This window comes from Flavobacterium xizangense, assembly GCF_054075145.1.
Genome location: NZ_JBSIPG010000001.1, coordinates 31,151 through 47,198 on the forward strand (window position 1 = coordinate 31,151; position 16,048 = coordinate 47,198).

Genomic DNA, 16,048 nt, shown 5'->3' on the forward strand with positions numbered 1-16,048 from the left:
GCTATATTTTTTTAAGGACAATTTTTTCATTTTGGCTGGCGATCACTTGTTGGAAAAGATTTTTTAATCCAATATAATCGCCAGCTGCAAAAATACTATTGTTAATTTCTTTTATACAGCTAATCTGAATTTTATTTTCAAGGCTTGAAATATTTAAGGTATAAATGATTTCTTTGTTTTGTGATGAAATACGGATTGGTTTAGGCATTGATTCGATTGCAAATCCGGCAGGAATTTCAAGACTTAGACTAATTTTTTCCTGAGTGGGATATCCAAAGTAAATTCCCATTTGCCTTGTTTCCTGAGTAAAAGGATTTTTAGACGAAGTAAAAAACAGCAACGGATTAATGAACATTTGATTTCCAATTACCTCAGTAACATTATCAGTCGCAAAATCAAAAGTTTCGGTTACCGGATCTGAAAAATTAGCTTTAGCATTTTCTATTTTGTAATTTGAGATTTTTAAATCTCCCAATTGTTCTTCATATTTTTCAAGGTAATTTTCTTGATTTTGACCTGAATGTTTTATTCTGAAATTATATGCATCATAATCCGTTCTCTGAATTCTGATTTTTCCATCAATTTTCCCGATATCGCTTATTTTTCCGAAAATTGTCGAATATTCCTTAGACAATGCAACCGGATCTAAATTTATTTCCTGTGAAGTTCCGTCTACTTTAATAAGTCTGCCTTTCCAGTTTAAAACATTCAATGGCAAAATATTTGGCCATGTATATTTATGCGTAGCGTCAAACAAAACTAATTTTCCATCTATAAGCGCACCAGCAATTACGTAATTAAAACCTGTTCTTGTTGGATAAACCGGCACACCATTTTGAATCGTACTTACCAAAACCGGATTTGCATCAATACCGCCTAATTTCAGCATATTGATCAAAATAAAATTAATTTCGGCTACATTTCCAGTTTGGTCTGTATAAGCTTTTTCAACTCCTTTATCGGTAAAATAATCATTCTCCTCATTCCAATGCATTTTATTCTGAACAAATTTAAAAATGATGTTCATCCTGTCATTGAGAGACTCAACTCCTGTCAATAATCTTTTAACGTCATTCAGAAGAAAATCTTTCTTATTCAGTTCTTTTCCGAAATGTTCATTTTTGAAAATATCCGTAGCAACACCTTCCCAAGTAAGCGCATAATCTTTGTCTGGCTTATCAGGAAAACGTACACGCTCCAGCTCAAACTGAAGACAACCTCTGTAATTATCAACATTATTTACATACGGCTCATCTTTCAGGGCTGGAACATCTTTTCCTTTATAAAAAGTATTTATCTGTTTATAAGAAAGTATTCCGGATTGATTATGCTCGTTCTCAAAACTTTGACTTTTGCTTACTAATTTTGCATCTGATTCGATTGGAAAATTTCCAACCAAAATAGATTTGTAAATATAGTATTCTGGAATCTCTGTTTTATATTCAAAGTAATTTACCGGAATATCATATTGAATCTCAAAATCAGGCAGTTTCACCATTTTTTCAGACTTCAATACATATTTGTATTCAATAACAGATCCTTCTTTTACGTTAGGAAGCGTTATGGTTTTTTCCTTCCAAAATTTATTGATTTTATTCTTAAAAGTTCCTTGATTGTCGAGTTTTGTTTTTACTATTGTTCCATTTTCAAGATTATAAGTAATGGCATTGGAAAACTCCAAACGATCTTCATTTAAGTTTTCATATCCAATGAAAAAACGCACTTTTTGATCCGCCCATTTAAGACCATCTTTTTTGTAGATTTTAATTTTAAATTCATAAACATGATTGGCAGAAAAACCAACACTTTCGCTATACGTAAAAAAAGTTCTTCCTTTTTTAAACAAAATTGCTGCCGGAGCAGTTGTGTCCTTTGGATTTCTTTTTTCCTGTAATTCAGCAATTGTTACTTTTCCTAGCTCATAATTTTGAGCCTTTCCTTTTAGCGAAAGAAATAAAAATAAAATGGTCAACATCAAACTTGAAAACCTCATTTCTTAAATACGTTTTAAAACAATTTTTTCAGTTTCTTTCGCAATCATTGTTTTATAATATTCTTTCAGCATTTCGTATTTTTCTGAAGAAAAAATAGCCTCATTAATTTGATTTGCTATAATTACCTGCAGACTGTTTCCGTTTGCTGCAACATTAAATTTAAAACTTCCGGCATTGTCTTCCATATTTATAACGGCAGGAGTGGGAAGTGTTTCAACGGCAAAACCATCAGGAATCTGAATTGTGATATTGAACTTATCCATTTGCGGAAATCCAAAATCAACCGGATATTCTCGTACGTCCTGTTTAAACGGATTTTTATCATTTGTAAAAAACAACATTGGACTAACATAAATTTTTCCGCCTATAATTTCGCATAAATCATTTCCGGTAAAGGCATATGTTTCTATAGCAGGCAACAAAATATCTTTTTCGTTCGTTCTGCTGTAATCACTAATTTCAATTTTTCCGCTTTTATTTTCTAATTTTTCAAGATAATCTTCTTCTTTAATACCGTCAATTTTTTCTCTTGTAATCATTGCCATGTGATCGGTGTATTGTCTTCTGGTTTTTCCAGAAACTTTTCCATCAGCATCTATGCTATAACTCATAAAAACAATATCATTTGATGCTTTTTTAGGAGTCAGATCAATCTCTTCAGAAGTACCGTCTTTACGGATCAATCTTCCTGTCCAGTTAATGGTTCTAAAAGGAAGAATATTTGGCGTTGAGAATTTATTTGAAGCATCCAACAATAAATTTCCTTGCGGCGTTTCGACAGCGGCAACTACATAATCAAAGGCAGTTCTGTTTGGAAATAAAGCAATTCCGTTTTCACGTGTACTAAGCAAAACTGGATTTGCAGTCAGACCTGCATAGCGAAGCATTGAAGTCAGCATTAAATTGATGTCCCCAATATTTCCTGTTTTTTCTTTATAGGCTTTTTTAACACCATTGTCGCAATCATAACCAGTATAGCCATTCCATTTTACACTAGATTTTACATGATTCAAAATCACCCAGATTTTTTCTTCAGGCGTATTTTTTCCGGCAAGAAGCGCTTTTAAATCATCTTCATAATAACCCGTTTTATTTAATTCCGGACCAAAGGTTTCATAATTGTAAATTGTTTTCACAACTGATTCCCAATCTGTAGAATACATCTTCATTTGCGAGTTTGGAAACTTTGTCATCGATAACTCGTGCTGAATACTTGAAACATAATTGTCCATATTATTTACAAAAGCTTCCTCTTTCATTGCTGGAAAATCTTGTGCAACATAAGTTGTTCTTGTTTCAGTATAATCAATTTTGTCAGTTGAAAATGTAGTTGTAGAAACGCGTCCTTCTGACCTTTCTTTACTTGTAATTACAATTGATCGAGGACCTTTGTCAACAGTCATTTTAGGAAAAAAATATCCTTTTTGTCGAGAATTAAAAACATAATATTCAGGTATACAAGTTGTAAATTCAGAGTAATTTACCGGAATAGTTTCTTGAAAATTCCATTCCCTTATTAATCGGTCACTTGGACTTTTGATTGTATATCTATATTCAATTACAGAACCTTCTTTTACATTAGGCATTGTAATTTTCTTTTGAGCTCTGAATTTATTTAAAACTTCATCAAAAGTACCCTCAGTTTTTAATTTTGTTTTTTCGATTTTGCCATTTACCAAGTTATAAGTATAAGCATCAGAAAAAGATACTTTTTCAGTAAGTCCGGTCGTTTTAAAATACCAAACTTTATGATTTGCCCAATCATAACCTTCTTTTTTGTAAACTTTTATTCGGACTTCAACATCAGTCAAAGTAACAAAGTCGTTCTCACTTACATCATATTCAATTCTTGATTTCCCTTTTTTGTACAAAATAGCGGCTGGCGCTGCCGAATCTTTAGGATGCAGTTTTTGTTCTAATTCGGCAACAGATACTTTTCCTAATTTAAATTCTTGTGCTGTGGTTTTTGTAACGATTAGAAGCACAATTGAAAGACTGAAGATCTTGATTAATTTCATGTGGTAATTCTTTGTTGGTTTTGGTTAGTTTATTAACTTTTGATCAATATAATTTTTGCGTTATCATTTTTTGAAACCTGTTCCATAAATAAACGAAATTCGTCATATTCTTTATTTGAATATTTTCCTTTATTCAAAAACATGCTTCGTTTGTAAACAAGCTTATTATTCTCTTTTTTGATGATTTCGGTTTTATATTCACCAAATTTCCCTTTCAGTTCATAATTTCCAGGTAGAAATTCGATTGTAAAGCCAGCCGGAAGATTCACTTCGATTTCGTCAGAATCTAAAAAACCGCGCTGAATTTGGAACGGGTTTTTTCTGTTTCTGATTCGTTTTATATTTTCTGTATTTTGATTGAAAGCATCGATAGCAAAAATCATTTTGTTTGCTGAAATTGAAGCGTAATTTATTGCGCTGAATTGTACATCTTCAGTAAAACGAACATTTTCCTTATCGTTTGAAAATGTTATTTTACCTAATTTCAGATTATTGATATTATCCCAATATTCCTTATAATGAGCTTCTTTTTCTGTTGGCTGATAGGTTTCGATTCTGTATTTCTCATTATATTTCGAGCCTTCAGAAGTTATCGAGATAGAACCTGAAAAATTTCCATTTTCGTCAATTGTATAAATCCCTTTATCTTTTTGGATATTGCCTTTGTCTTCGTAAATCTTTGTTCGCACAATTTGGCCGCCTTCTGGCTTAACAACCAAAACATCTCGGTCGTCTGTAAAAGTTCCCTGATAACCGAAAGGATCATCTTGACTTGTACATTCCAAAAAAGTATAATTGTCTCCATTTGGAATTGCCAATATCATATGATTTCCCTGCATTGAAACAAAATCAGACTGAATATTAGACTTATATGAATCTCCATATAAAATGGTGTTGTAAGAAGGAACATCGACAGCTTGTAAAAGTGCTTTGGTATAATTTGACAATGCCTTGCAGTCGCCATATCCTAAACGGTCAACATCACTGGCCAACATTGGTTTCCATCCGCCAATTCCAATAGCAATATTTACATATCTTGATTTTTTTTGAACATAATCGTAAATGATTTTTGCTTTCTTGATCGGGTCTTTTTCATTGCCTACGAGCGCTTTCATTTTTGCCTTGGTTTCTTCCGGCAAAGTTGTTGTTCCAGTTAAAATTTTATCTCCGTACCATTTCCCAAATGCTTCCCAGGTTGTTGCTGTTCCATCGACACCTTCCAAATGAAATTTTTCTAAACCCATTATAATTTTTGGAAACAAATCGCCTGGAGACGGACTTAGATCTTCTGCTTTTTGAGCCAAAATATTCGATGCGGCATAACTTAGTTTTGTAGCAGTTTCTTCTGTTCTTTTTATGTTAAATCCAGCAAACTGAAATTCCTTTTTCTTGAAACCTAAATCACTCGGAAAAGTAACATTCAATATACATTTCTCAACGCTTACGTTATAACCTCCTAAAAAATACCAACGAGGTATAAAGGCAGTATTTGAAGTCTCTGTCTCGCATGTATAAGCAATCGTAAAAGGATATGAAATTGGCGTATAATTTAAATAAACTACCCGACTATCTGAAAAAAGCGTACTCCCGCTTACTGCGCTCTGGTCTCTAAAATCTTTACGCTTGATTTTTTTGATTTCATTGCCGGTGACGTCATAAACAATTGCTTCAATGCTGTTTATTGAAGTCGTTTTATCATAATGCTCATAAGCCTCGATATCACCGAGTCCTTTATCATTTAAAACGGTTACAATTCTTTGTTTTTTGATGATCATGCTTCTTTGCGAAGCAATTGTAATATCCATTTGATCTAGCCGAACAACTGCATTTGCATTTTGTTTAAGACTATCTGGAATAGAAGTAACGTTATAATTAACCTTTTGAGAGTAAGAATTAAGGGTAATTAGAAATAAAAATAACGCAAAAAAAGGTTTTTTCATTAGTAAGGAATTTCCCCAAATATATATTATTTTTAGAAATTCTTAACATTTGTTTATATTTTTTTACTCCCGATTTTTGCTGTCCATAACGATTGTTACGGGACCATCATTTAAGAGGCTGACTTTCATATCAGCACCAAAAATTCCGGTTTGGATTTTTTTACTGAATTCTTTTTCCAAAGCTTTTACAAAGGTTTCATACATCGGAATTGCAAAATCTGGTTTTGCTGCTTTTATATAAGAGGGACGATTTCCTTTTTTTGTAGAAGCATGAAGTGTAAACTGACTAACTACAATTATATCGCCGTCGATATCCTGAACTGAACAGTTCATAACATCATTTTCGTCTCCAAAAATTCTCATTTTGACAATTTTCCCAGCAAGCCAGTCAATATCTTCCTGAGTGTCGGCATCTTCTATTCCGACTAAGATTAACAAGCCTTTTTTAATATCTGCAACAATTTTAGAATCAACGGTTACAGAAGCCTCAGAAACTCTTTGAAGAACTATTCTCATAGGAATTGTGAATTGTGAATGGTTAATTGTGAATTCATGTAGTACTTAGCTTTTGCTTAGAAGTTATAATAATTGAAGCTAAAATTTTATTTATTTCTACAATATCAGACTTTATAGATTGAAATTGAATGTCATTTAAGTAATTAGATTTAAAAAGCAATTCTAACCAATAATCTGTTTCGTTTGCCTCTTTTTGTGCAATTGCAAGTTTATGAATAAAATCCTTTTTACTTTCTGCTTGCTCAGATTCTCTAGTTAATGCTCCTATGGCAGTACCGCTGCGAAGTAATTGTTTACTTAATACATATTCCTTTTTATCGTCTTTTAAAAATTGAAAAAGTTTGATAATTCTAAGTGCAAAATTAAAAGACTTTGTTTTAATTATGTTATCGGCCATAATTCATAATTTACCATTCAAAATTCACAATTACTTGCGCGTTTCATCGCTGGCAGCGCGATCTTCACCGTAAGTATCGGTGCGATAATGCTCTTCGTCGCCTTCTAAAATTTTAAGATAACTATTGTAACGCGACCAGGCGATTTCATCTTTTTCTAAAGCGGCTTTTATGGCGCAATGCGGTTCTTCTTTGTGTAAACAATTGTTAAACTTGCATTGATCTTTTAATTTGAAGAATTCCGGAAAATAACCGCTGATTTCCGTTGGTTCCATATCTACGATTCCGAAACCTTTAATCCCCGGAGTATCAATAATTCGGGCATTAAAAGACAAATCATACATTTCAGCAAAAGTTGTAGTGTGCTGACCTTGTTTACTTTGTTCTGAAATCACAGTCGTTTTTAAATGAAGACTTGGTTCCATCGCATTTACCAAAGTTGATTTTCCAACTCCGGAATGTCCTGAAAACATACTTACTTTGCCAACCATCATCTCTTTCAGCTTATCAACGCCTTTATTTTCGGTAGATGAGATTCGCAGACATTTATATCCAATTTCCTGATAAATATGCTGTAAATAAAGCTGATCATCTAAAGTCTGATCGTTTAAAGTATCAATTTTATTAAAAATCAAAATGGCTTCAATTCCGTATGCTTCGGCAGTTACCAAAAAACGATCAATAAAACTGGTTGTTGTAGGTGGATTATCGATTGTAACCAATAAAAAAACCTGATCGATATTAGAAGCAATAATATGAATCTGTTTCGACAAGTTAACCGATTTACGAACGATATAGTTTTTTCTTTCATGAATATGATGAATCGTTCCGGTAACGGCATCTGAAGTTTCCTCCAATTCATAATCCACAATATCGCCTACAGCAATAGGATTGGTACTTTTTATTCCTTTGATTCTAAATTTCCCTTTCATACGGCATTCAATAAAATCTCCATTTTCAGATTTTACGGTATACCAGCTTCCTGTAGATTTATAAACGGTTCCTGTCATTCTTTAATTTTAGATTGTAGATTTTAGATTTTAGAATGTTGTAAAACCTAAAAAATAAAAGGCAAAATTACGTTTTTAGAATGGAACAACGCAATTTCGCCTTTTAAATTTAAAAGACATCCTCTTAATTTGCAGACTTTACCATACAATTTCAGCTAAAACCTGATTCTCTTTAATTTTTCCTAACTGAATTGTTTTCAAAGTTCTTGATGTTTTTCCGGCCTTAGTTGTATAAATTTCAATCATTACAGTTGCTGGGCCATTTTCAGTTAATGTTGTTTCGCCAAAGAAATTGGTTTTTATTTGATATTTTCCTTTTACCGCATTTCTAATTAAGTATTGTTCTGGGCCGTAACCTTCTGTAAAATCTTTCGAAAATCTTCCACCAATTTGTGTCGAAGTATGACTATAATAACATTCTTCTCCAGTTGGTTCAATTACATGTAAATCTAAATCGACATCCATTTGGTTCCAGTTCATTATGATTCTGATATCGACAGGCATTTTTGCAATATATTTTTTATCTAATTTTCCAGTTTTCAATCCTGGATGTTCTTTCATTATTCGATTAATATCCATTAAAACAATATCTTCTACACCTTCATATTGACCGCTCATTTCTCCGTAATAATTTACTTCAAGTGATTTTGCTAATTCATCAAATGCTTCTTGATATTTTCCCGCATCTTCTAGTGTTAAAGCATAATCTCTAAGACTCTGTGGTTCGTGTTCTCTCCATTTTGCAACTTGTTTTGCAGTAAACGCTGCATCATTATAATCTTTCCATTCGCGCAAAGTATAAGTTAATGTTTTATACAATTGATGATTCTCTAAACCTAAATCAGCGATATTACTGACGATTAGCAATGCCTTTTTAACATCGCCTTGATTATAGAAAAAGTGAGCCACATCAAAATAAAAACTCGGATTTCTTTCCTGAGCTTTTCTTAGTTCAAAATACAAATCGTATTGTTTTTCTTTTGGCGCCGATGCCAATGCTTTTAAATACAATCGATCTGGATTCCAATTTTTTGTTTGGACAACACTATTTGAAGACTTCTTTTTCGTTGTTATAATAATAACTCCATTTGCTCCTCTGCTACCATAAGTAGCAATTCTCGATGCATCTTTCAAAACTTCTACTGTTTCAAAATCATCTGATTTTAAATCCGTCAATTCGCCTTCATAAATTTGACCATCAACTATTATTAAAGGTTTTTTTGAATCTCCAGCTAAATAACCTCTATTGAAATTTGAATCTTGCGAAAGATCTTTATTTTTTAAGATACCTTCTGAAATAGCACCCACAACATCTGATTTTTTTTGAGTTCCGTACCCAACTACTACAACTTCTTCACTTCCAACTTTTTTATCTTTTAATTCAGTAATTACTGGTGCAGCATTATCTTGAGGAGCCATGTTATACACATTATTATCTTCCTCAATTACTGTTGTAGCTGTTCCGCTCCCAACAGGTTCGTCTATTGTTAAAGTGGCATCTGGATCTCCCTTTATGGTTTCACGTCCATAAGCCATTACTGAATGAACCTCATTCTTAGGCTTATATTTAGATGCGATTTTCTGCCCTTTGTATTGAACATTCTTTTTCCACCAAGCGTTTATACTAGTAAAATAACTTTCAATACTTTCCCAATTATTTTTTTGCTGTGCTAATCTAGAATCATGTTCCTGTTTTTTAATTCTATCAAATTCTTCGCGCAATTCTGCCGGCGGTAAAATATCATATAAAATATAATCACTTAGATTTTCCAAAACAATCAACGAAGTATTTTTAGTTACAATTCCGAATTTCTTTCCAAGAAGCTCAATTTCATCCGCATTTTTAACATATTCTAATTCAAGATTGGCGATTTTTTTCTGTGCCCAAAGTTTCTCTACATTAATATCATTAGTGTTTTGAACTGCTCCATCAAGTGTAATTTTTCTTTCTAAAACAGCTTCATTATTATATCCGAATAATAAAGTGATTTCGTTTTTTGGATTTAAAGAAATTCCAGAGAAACTAAAATTCCCCGAAACTGAAGTTCCTTCCATCGGAAATAAATCAGTTACCGTTAAATTTTCTTTTATTCCTAAAAACTTCAAATTTGTATTTATCAATTTATCCAAAGCCACTTCAGGATTTATCTGATTTAAATTGATAAAATGACCGCCAGTTTTCGTTGAAGAATAATTCAGAAAAGCAAAATCGGCAGAGACTGAAGATGTAATGGTATAAACAGGTTTTTTAGTATTTGGCAGAAGATTTTCACTCAAAGAAGATAATCCATCAGTAAAAAACAAATATTCATCTTGACCCGTAAAGTTCAGTTGTGAAAAACGAGTCCCTCCATCGTATTTTGTTTTTTCTAAAACGGCTTTTAAAGCATCCCAATTTCCATTGGAAATAATGTATTCTTGCTGTTTATCGAAAGTATAATTCAAAAAGTACAGCGTAACTTTTGTGTTTTTTATTTTCTGAAAATAAGCATCCAGCAAATTCAATTCTTTCTTTAAATCCCTATTCTGACAACTCAAAGAATTATCCCAAATCAAACCAATTGAAGCTGGTATCTTTTTAACCGTTTTATTTCCTTCAATAAAAGTATTTCCATAAAAATAATACTGACCGCCAACGTCCTGCATTAAAACGCTGGGGATATTTTGCTGTATCGGAATTTTAATAACAATTTTTTCTGCAGGCTGGTAATTTTCTTTTTTGATGGAAGCCTGAAAAGCTTGATTCCATTTTGAAAAAGTAATTTCGTTTCCTGAATTCTCAGTAACAGTTGGTGCTGTAGAAGTTCCTAAAACCGAAACATTAATTTCAAACTTATCCAGTTTTTTCGGAAAACGACTTACCAATTGATACGCCAAATTATCTTTATCAAATGCTGAAAGTTCTTCTTCATAACCAATAACAACCGTTCGTTCGCCATTTGGCATCAGCGGATAAATTCTGGTTTTAAAATTATTACCATCAACTTTTTCCAACAATCCCGGATCAACACGACGATGTTCGATCGCTTCAAAAACTTGTTTCCCTTTATTTTTGTTTACCGGAACCGCTTCACGAAGTTTTCCATTAATATCAATTGCATATCTGGAAACCGAAACATTTTCTGGTAGTGGAAAAATAAGTTCAGCCTCCATCTGGCGAGTTCCTGAATTAAAAAAATGCATTTCAGCAGTCGTATAAGCAATATTGCCCACCACTTTTACATTGACAAAAAGTTTATTCATTCTCACTTTTTCAGCTTCTTCTCCTTTAACAGTAAGTTCAGGACTTTGTGCGAAAGTTTTTGTTCCAATAAAAAACAGAAAAAGAAGCATTACATTCAAATTCATTTGAAAAATGCCTGGCGCAGACGAAAACAATTTTAACTTCATGACATGAAAATTAAGGTTTATACTGTTATAGAGAACAAAAAACATCAAAAGGTTGGGAAGATAAAAATATTTATCCAAAAAAAAATCTCCACCACTTCTTACTTAAGTGATGGAGATTTTAAAAAAACAATCTAATTTTACCATTATGATATAAGAAAACCTAAAAACAAAGTTCAAAAGATTTTAAATTGACTTATACCATAAATATTATTTAGAGAAAATTATGCATTGAAAATTTTCTCCTGGTGTCCAATACTTTCTTGGTGAATTGCCTTGAACATTCTCAAAACAAACTCTTCAGTAAGTCCTTTTTTCTCACCTTCCAAAATCATTTTTCCTAAGATTTCGTTCCAACGGTTGTTTTGAAGAATCGCAACGTTAGCATCTTTTTTCACCTGACCAATTTCATCAGCAACTTTCATACGTTTTCCTAAAAGCTCTAATAAGTTAGCATCCAAAACGTCGATGTTAGCTCTTAGTTTTTTCATTTTTTGGCTGTACTCATCTGTTGTATCATCCGTTTTTCTGATTGTCAAATCTTTAATGATTTGTTTCAAAGCGTCTGGAGTTACTTGTTGAGCCGCATCAGACCAAGCATTATCTGGATCATAGTGCGTTTCGATAATCATACCATCGTAGTTCAAATCTAAAGCCTCTTGCGTTACTTCGAAAATCATTTTACGATCTCCAGTAATGTGAGATGGATCAATGATTAATGGTAAATCAGGAAATTTATTTTGCAATTCGATAGCAATCTGCCATTCTGGAATGTTTCTGTATTTTGTTTTTTCATAAGTAGAGAAACCTCTGTGGATAACTCCTAATTTTTCGATTCCAGCCATATGCAAACGCTCAACACCACCTAACCATAAAGCTAAATCTGGGTTTACTGGGTTTTTAACCAAAACGATTTTATCAGTTCCTTTTAAAGTATCAGCAATTTCCTGAACTGCGAAAGGGTTTGCAGTTGTACGAGCACCAACCCATAAAACATCAATATCATGTTCTAAAGCCAGTTTACAGTGAGCCGCAGTCGCAACTTCAGTTCCCATTAATAAACCAGTTTCAGCTTTTGCTTTTTGCAACCATTTTAATCCAATTTCTCCAACACCTTCAAATCCTCCTGGACGTGTTCTTGGTTTCCAGATTCCAGCTCTGAAAACACTTACTTTTGAATCTTTCAATTCGTGAGCAATTTTCAATACTTGATCTTCAGTTTCTGCACTACATGGTCCAGCTATCACAAGTGGGTGATTTAAATTGAAATCTTCTAACCACTTTCTCATTTCTTTCTTATTTTCCATCTTAATTCTAATTTACTTTTTAGTTGTTGTTAATCCGTTTAGTATTTCTTTTATTTTATTTGTGCTTTCCATTTCTTCAAAAATGGCGTTGTAATTTTCGTCTTTCAACAAATCCCTAAACCGACTGAGATTTGAAATATATTCTTCTAATGTTTCCAGAACGTGTTCCTTATTCTGCTTAAAAATCGGTGTCCACATTGCGGGCGAACTTTTTGCCAAACGTACGGTACTTTCAAATCCACTTCCTGCCATATCAAAAATATCCTGTTCGTCTTTTTCTTTATTCATTACCGTTTTCCCAAGCATAAACGAACTAATGTGCGACAAATGCGAAACGTAAGCAATGTGTTTGTCGTGCGAAGTCGGGTCCATATATCGAATCCTCATTCCGATTTCGCTGAAAAGCTTTAACGCCTTTTCCTGCAATTTAAAAGTGGTTTTTTCCACTTCGCAAATAATGTTTGTCTTTCCTTTAAACAAACCTTTTATCGCCGCCGAAGGTCCTGAAAACTCCGTTCCTGCTATCGGATGCGTGGCAATAAAATTTCTTCTTTTCGGATGATTGGCAACGGCATCACAAATTGGTTTCTTAGTCGAACCTACTTCAAAAACAATTGTTTTATCTCCAACCGAATCCAGCACTTTTGGCAAAACCGTCAGCGCCACATCCACCGGAACCGAAACGATTACAAAATCAGCTTCAGCCAAATCTTCAAAACTTCCCGCTTCGTCGATAACACCTAAATCAATGGCTTCCTGCAAATGTTTTTCGTTGCTGTCGATTCCAAAAATCGTCGAATCAGGATGTTGGTCTTTGATGTCGAGCACCATCGAACCGCCTATTAATCCTATTCCTATTACGTATACTTTCATATTTCTTTTTATTAGAAGCTGTTTCCTGCTATCCGCTGTATCTTTTATGGTCTCGTTAGAAAAAAACGAGACCATAAAAGGATGCCGCTTCTATCAGGGCTAGGGCTTCTCGTTTTTTTTAAGACCTTTATTGTTTTCCGTCTTTTTTGTCATTTCGACGAAGGAGAAATCTTCGCAAGTAACTCGGCAACGAGATTCCAATCTTTGTCGATCTTGCAACGAAGATTTCTCCTTCGTCGAAATGACAAACTGTGGCGAAAAAATCTAAAATCGGTCGATCGCTTCTTGTACTTTTTCCTCTTTCACACACAATGAGAATCTGATATAACCTTCACCGTTGCTTCCAAAAATGGTTCCCGGTGTAATGAAAATATGTTTCTCATATAATATTTCGTCAATGAACTTTTCTGCTGATTCAATTCCTTCCGGAAGTTTCGCCCAGACAAAAAGTCCAACTCCTTCTTTATATACTTTACAGTTTAACTTTTCAGCTAACTTCTCCGTTAATTCTCTGCGGCGTCTGTAGATTTTGTTTTGGTCGTCGAACCAGGATTTATCACATTTTAACGCTGCGATTGCTCCTTTTTGAATTCCGTAATACATTCCGCTGTCCATGTTGCTTTTTACTTTTAGGACTGCATCGATAAGTTCAGGATTTCCTAAAACCATCCCGACTCTCCAGCCTGCCATATTGAACGTTTTACTTAGTGAATTCAATTCTAAAGCCACATCCTTCGCTCCTTCAACCTGCAGTAAACTCATCGGATTATCATTCAAAACAAAACTATATGGATTGTCGTTGATCAATAATATATTGTGTTTTTTAGCAAAAGCCACCAATTTTTCAAATAACGCTAAACTTCCTCTAGCTCCTGTAGGCATGTGTGGATATCCCAGCCACATAATTTTTACTTTCGAAAGATCCAGTTTTTCTAAAGCTTCAAAGTCCGGTTCCCATCCATTTTCTTCTTTCAAATCATAATAAACTGGAACTGCCTGAACCAAATTGGTTACCGAAGTATAAGTTGGATAACCCGGATTCGGAATTAAAACGTGATCACCTTCATTTAAAAAGGCTAACGAAATGTGCATAATTCCTTCTTTCGAACCCATCAATGGCAAAATCTCATTATTCGGATTCACTTCAACACCAAATTGATCACGATAAAAATCTGCCATCGCCTGCCTCATTTCTGGTAATCCCTGATAGCTTTGATAACCATGTCCGTTTTCGTCTTGAATTGCCGCAGCGACTGCTTCAATTACTGCTTTTGACGGACTCAAATCAGGGCTTCCAATTCCCATATTGATGATCGATTTTCCTTCAGACATCAACTGACGAACTTCTCTTAATTTTGATGAGAAGTAGTATTCTTCAACTGTGTCTAATCGTTTTGCTGTTGTAATCATTTTTTTTATTGCTTTAGGCTCTAAGCTTTAGGCTTTAGACTCTTTTTAAACTTTCTATTTTGGACTTTAAGACTTTCGACTTTCCAACTTTATGACTCAGTCAAAGGTTTTGTGTTTTTATATTCTCCTAATACTTTGAAATATTCTGCCATGATGTTTAATAACGCTTTGGCTTTTGCAAAATCTTCGTATTTTTCAAATGTCACGTCCACGAAGAATGAATATTTCCAAGGTGTTTCAATTTTTGGAAGCGACTGGATTTTTGTCAAATTCAGTTTGCAATCACTCATTACATTCAAAACCGCTGCTAAACTTCCTCTTTTATGATCCAATTCAAACTTAACAGATGCTCTGTTGATTTCACTTTCCGGCAAAAATGAATTTTGCTTTTTGATGATTACGAAACGTGTCATATTGTTTTTGATCGTTTGAATCGATGACACGATAATATCTAAATTGTACATTTCGGCTGCCGTTTCACTTGCAATTGCCGCAATTCCGGCTAATTGTTTTTCCTGAATTCTTCTTGCTGTTTCGGCTGTATCTTTATCCTCAACCAATTTGATATTTGGATATTGTTTCAGAAAATCCATACACTGCAAAAGTGCCATTGGATGTGAATGAACTTCTTTTATATCTTCAATTTTCTGACCTTTTAAAGCCATTAAATTCTGCTGAATGTTTAAATAATGCTCTCCAATAATGTGCAAATTATTCTTGTCGATCAAAGCATAATTCGGGATAATTGGTCCTGCAATTGAATTTTCGATCGCCATAACCGCCTGATCTGATTTTCCGGCAATAAGGCTGTCGATTAATTCTTCAAAAGACAAACATTCATCAATATCCACATTTTCAGAGAAATACTCTTTCACAACCTGATGATGAAATGATCCTTTTATACCTTGTATTGCAATTTTCGTTGTCATATAGTCAAAAAAAAATCCTGATTTGCATCAGGATTGTATATTAGTTTTATTTGTCTTAAATATTTCTCAAATAACCATAGCACAATCCTGACTTCTACTAAAGAAGAAATAAAAATTGTTGCTAAAATAAAAACGGTTACTTGCCATTTTGTTTGTGTTTTGTTTTAAATTCTCTGCGAATGTATAAATTATTTTTAGTGCACCAAAAAAAAGATTGCATTTTATGAAACAAAAAAGGATTTCTTAACAAATTTAGCAGGTTTTGTATG

General features: G+C 33.4%; 11 protein-coding genes. All 11 read right to left on the reverse strand.

Features of this window, described 5'->3' with window-relative positions; all coding sequences use genetic code 11:
- Window position 1 precedes the first annotated feature (1 nt).
- The 11 genes from ACWA1B_RS00140 to ACWA1B_RS00190 all read right to left on the reverse strand — a co-directional run bounded on the left by ACWA1B_RS00140 (window position 2) and on the right by ACWA1B_RS00190 (window position 15,779).
- The gene (locus ACWA1B_RS00140; protein ID WP_456903705.1) at window positions 2-1,993 is read right to left on the reverse strand and encodes a DUF3857 domain-containing protein; all 1,992 of its coding nucleotides are present in this window, start codon (window positions 1,991-1,993) and stop codon (window positions 2-4) included.
- Window positions 1,994-1,996: 3 nt separating this feature from the next.
- Window positions 1,997-4,012 (reverse strand): DUF3857 domain-containing protein, encoded by a 2,016-nt coding sequence (locus tag ACWA1B_RS00145; protein ID WP_456903707.1) that lies wholly within the window; start codon window positions 4,010-4,012, stop codon window positions 1,997-1,999.
- A 32-nt stretch (window positions 4,013-4,044) separates the two neighbouring features.
- Window positions 4,045-5,952 (reverse strand): DUF3857 domain-containing protein, encoded by a 1,908-nt coding sequence (locus ACWA1B_RS00150; RefSeq protein ID WP_456903708.1) that lies wholly within the window; start codon window positions 5,950-5,952, stop codon window positions 4,045-4,047.
- 63 nt (window positions 5,953-6,015) lie between these two features.
- A complete protein-coding gene (dtd, locus tag ACWA1B_RS00155) occupies window positions 6,016-6,468 on the reverse strand; it encodes a D-aminoacyl-tRNA deacylase (protein WP_456903710.1) in 453 nt (150 codons plus the stop codon).
- 34 nt (window positions 6,469-6,502) lie between these two features.
- Window positions 6,503-6,865, reverse strand: a complete 363-nt coding sequence (locus ACWA1B_RS00160; RefSeq protein ID WP_456903711.1) for a four helix bundle protein — start codon at window positions 6,863-6,865, stop codon at window positions 6,503-6,505.
- A gap of 30 nt (window positions 6,866-6,895) precedes the next feature.
- A complete protein-coding gene (rsgA, locus tag ACWA1B_RS00165; RefSeq protein WP_456903713.1) occupies window positions 6,896-7,873 on the reverse strand; it encodes a ribosome small subunit-dependent GTPase A in 978 nt (325 codons plus the stop codon).
- A 138-nt stretch (window positions 7,874-8,011) separates the two neighbouring features.
- Window positions 8,012-11,263, reverse strand: coding sequence for a VIT domain-containing protein (locus tag ACWA1B_RS00170; protein WP_456903715.1), 3,252 nt, complete (start codon window positions 11,261-11,263; stop codon window positions 8,012-8,014).
- A 221-nt stretch (window positions 11,264-11,484) separates the two neighbouring features.
- Window positions 11,485-12,567: a bifunctional 3-deoxy-7-phosphoheptulonate synthase/chorismate mutase type II gene (locus ACWA1B_RS00175; protein ID WP_035653393.1), complete on the reverse strand. Its 1,083-nt coding sequence runs from the start codon at window positions 12,565-12,567 to the stop codon at window positions 11,485-11,487.
- 12 nt (window positions 12,568-12,579) lie between these two features.
- Complete coding sequence (locus ACWA1B_RS00180; RefSeq protein ID WP_089054267.1) at window positions 12,580-13,440, reverse strand: prephenate dehydrogenase; 861 nt, start codon at window positions 13,438-13,440, stop codon at window positions 12,580-12,582.
- Between the two features lie 264 nt (window positions 13,441-13,704).
- Window positions 13,705-14,850 (reverse strand): pyridoxal phosphate-dependent aminotransferase, encoded by a 1,146-nt coding sequence (locus tag ACWA1B_RS00185; RefSeq protein ID WP_456903718.1) that lies wholly within the window; start codon window positions 14,848-14,850, stop codon window positions 13,705-13,707.
- An 89-nt stretch (window positions 14,851-14,939) separates the two neighbouring features.
- Window positions 14,940-15,779: a prephenate dehydratase gene (locus tag ACWA1B_RS00190; RefSeq protein WP_456903719.1), complete on the reverse strand. Its 840-nt coding sequence runs from the start codon at window positions 15,777-15,779 to the stop codon at window positions 14,940-14,942.
- Window positions 15,780-16,048 lie beyond the last annotated feature (269 nt).

Bases quoted from the DNA above. Each gene is read 5' to 3' on its own strand.
- ACWA1B_RS00140 (WP_456903705.1), bottom strand. From the start codon at position 1,993: ATGAGGTTTTCAAGTTTGATGTTGACCATTTTATTTTTATTTCTTTCG.
- ACWA1B_RS00145 (WP_456903707.1), bottom strand. From the start codon at position 4,012: ATGAAATTAATCAAGATCTTCAGTCTTTCAATTGTGCTTCTAATCGTT.
- ACWA1B_RS00150 (WP_456903708.1), bottom strand. From the start codon at position 5,952: ATGAAAAAACCTTTTTTTGCGTTATTTTTATTTCTAATTACCCTTAAT.
- dtd (WP_456903710.1), bottom strand. From the start codon at position 6,468: ATGAGAATAGTTCTTCAAAGAGTTTCTGAGGCTTCTGTAACCGTTGAT.
- ACWA1B_RS00160 (WP_456903711.1), bottom strand. From the start codon at position 6,865: ATGGCCGATAACATAATTAAAACAAAGTCTTTTAATTTTGCACTTAGA.
- rsgA (WP_456903713.1), bottom strand. From the start codon at position 7,873: ATGACAGGAACCGTTTATAAATCTACAGGAAGCTGGTATACCGTAAAA.
- ACWA1B_RS00170 (WP_456903715.1), bottom strand. From the start codon at position 11,263: ATGAAGTTAAAATTGTTTTCGTCTGCGCCAGGCATTTTTCAAATGAAT.
- ACWA1B_RS00175 (WP_035653393.1), bottom strand. From the start codon at position 12,567: ATGGAAAATAAGAAAGAAATGAGAAAGTGGTTAGAAGATTTCAATTTA.
- ACWA1B_RS00180 (WP_089054267.1), bottom strand. From the start codon at position 13,440: ATGAAAGTATACGTAATAGGAATAGGATTAATAGGCGGTTCGATGGTG.
- ACWA1B_RS00185 (WP_456903718.1), bottom strand. From the start codon at position 14,850: ATGATTACAACAGCAAAACGATTAGACACAGTTGAAGAATACTACTTC.
- ACWA1B_RS00190 (WP_456903719.1), bottom strand. From the start codon at position 15,779: ATGACAACGAAAATTGCAATACAAGGTATAAAAGGATCATTTCATCAT.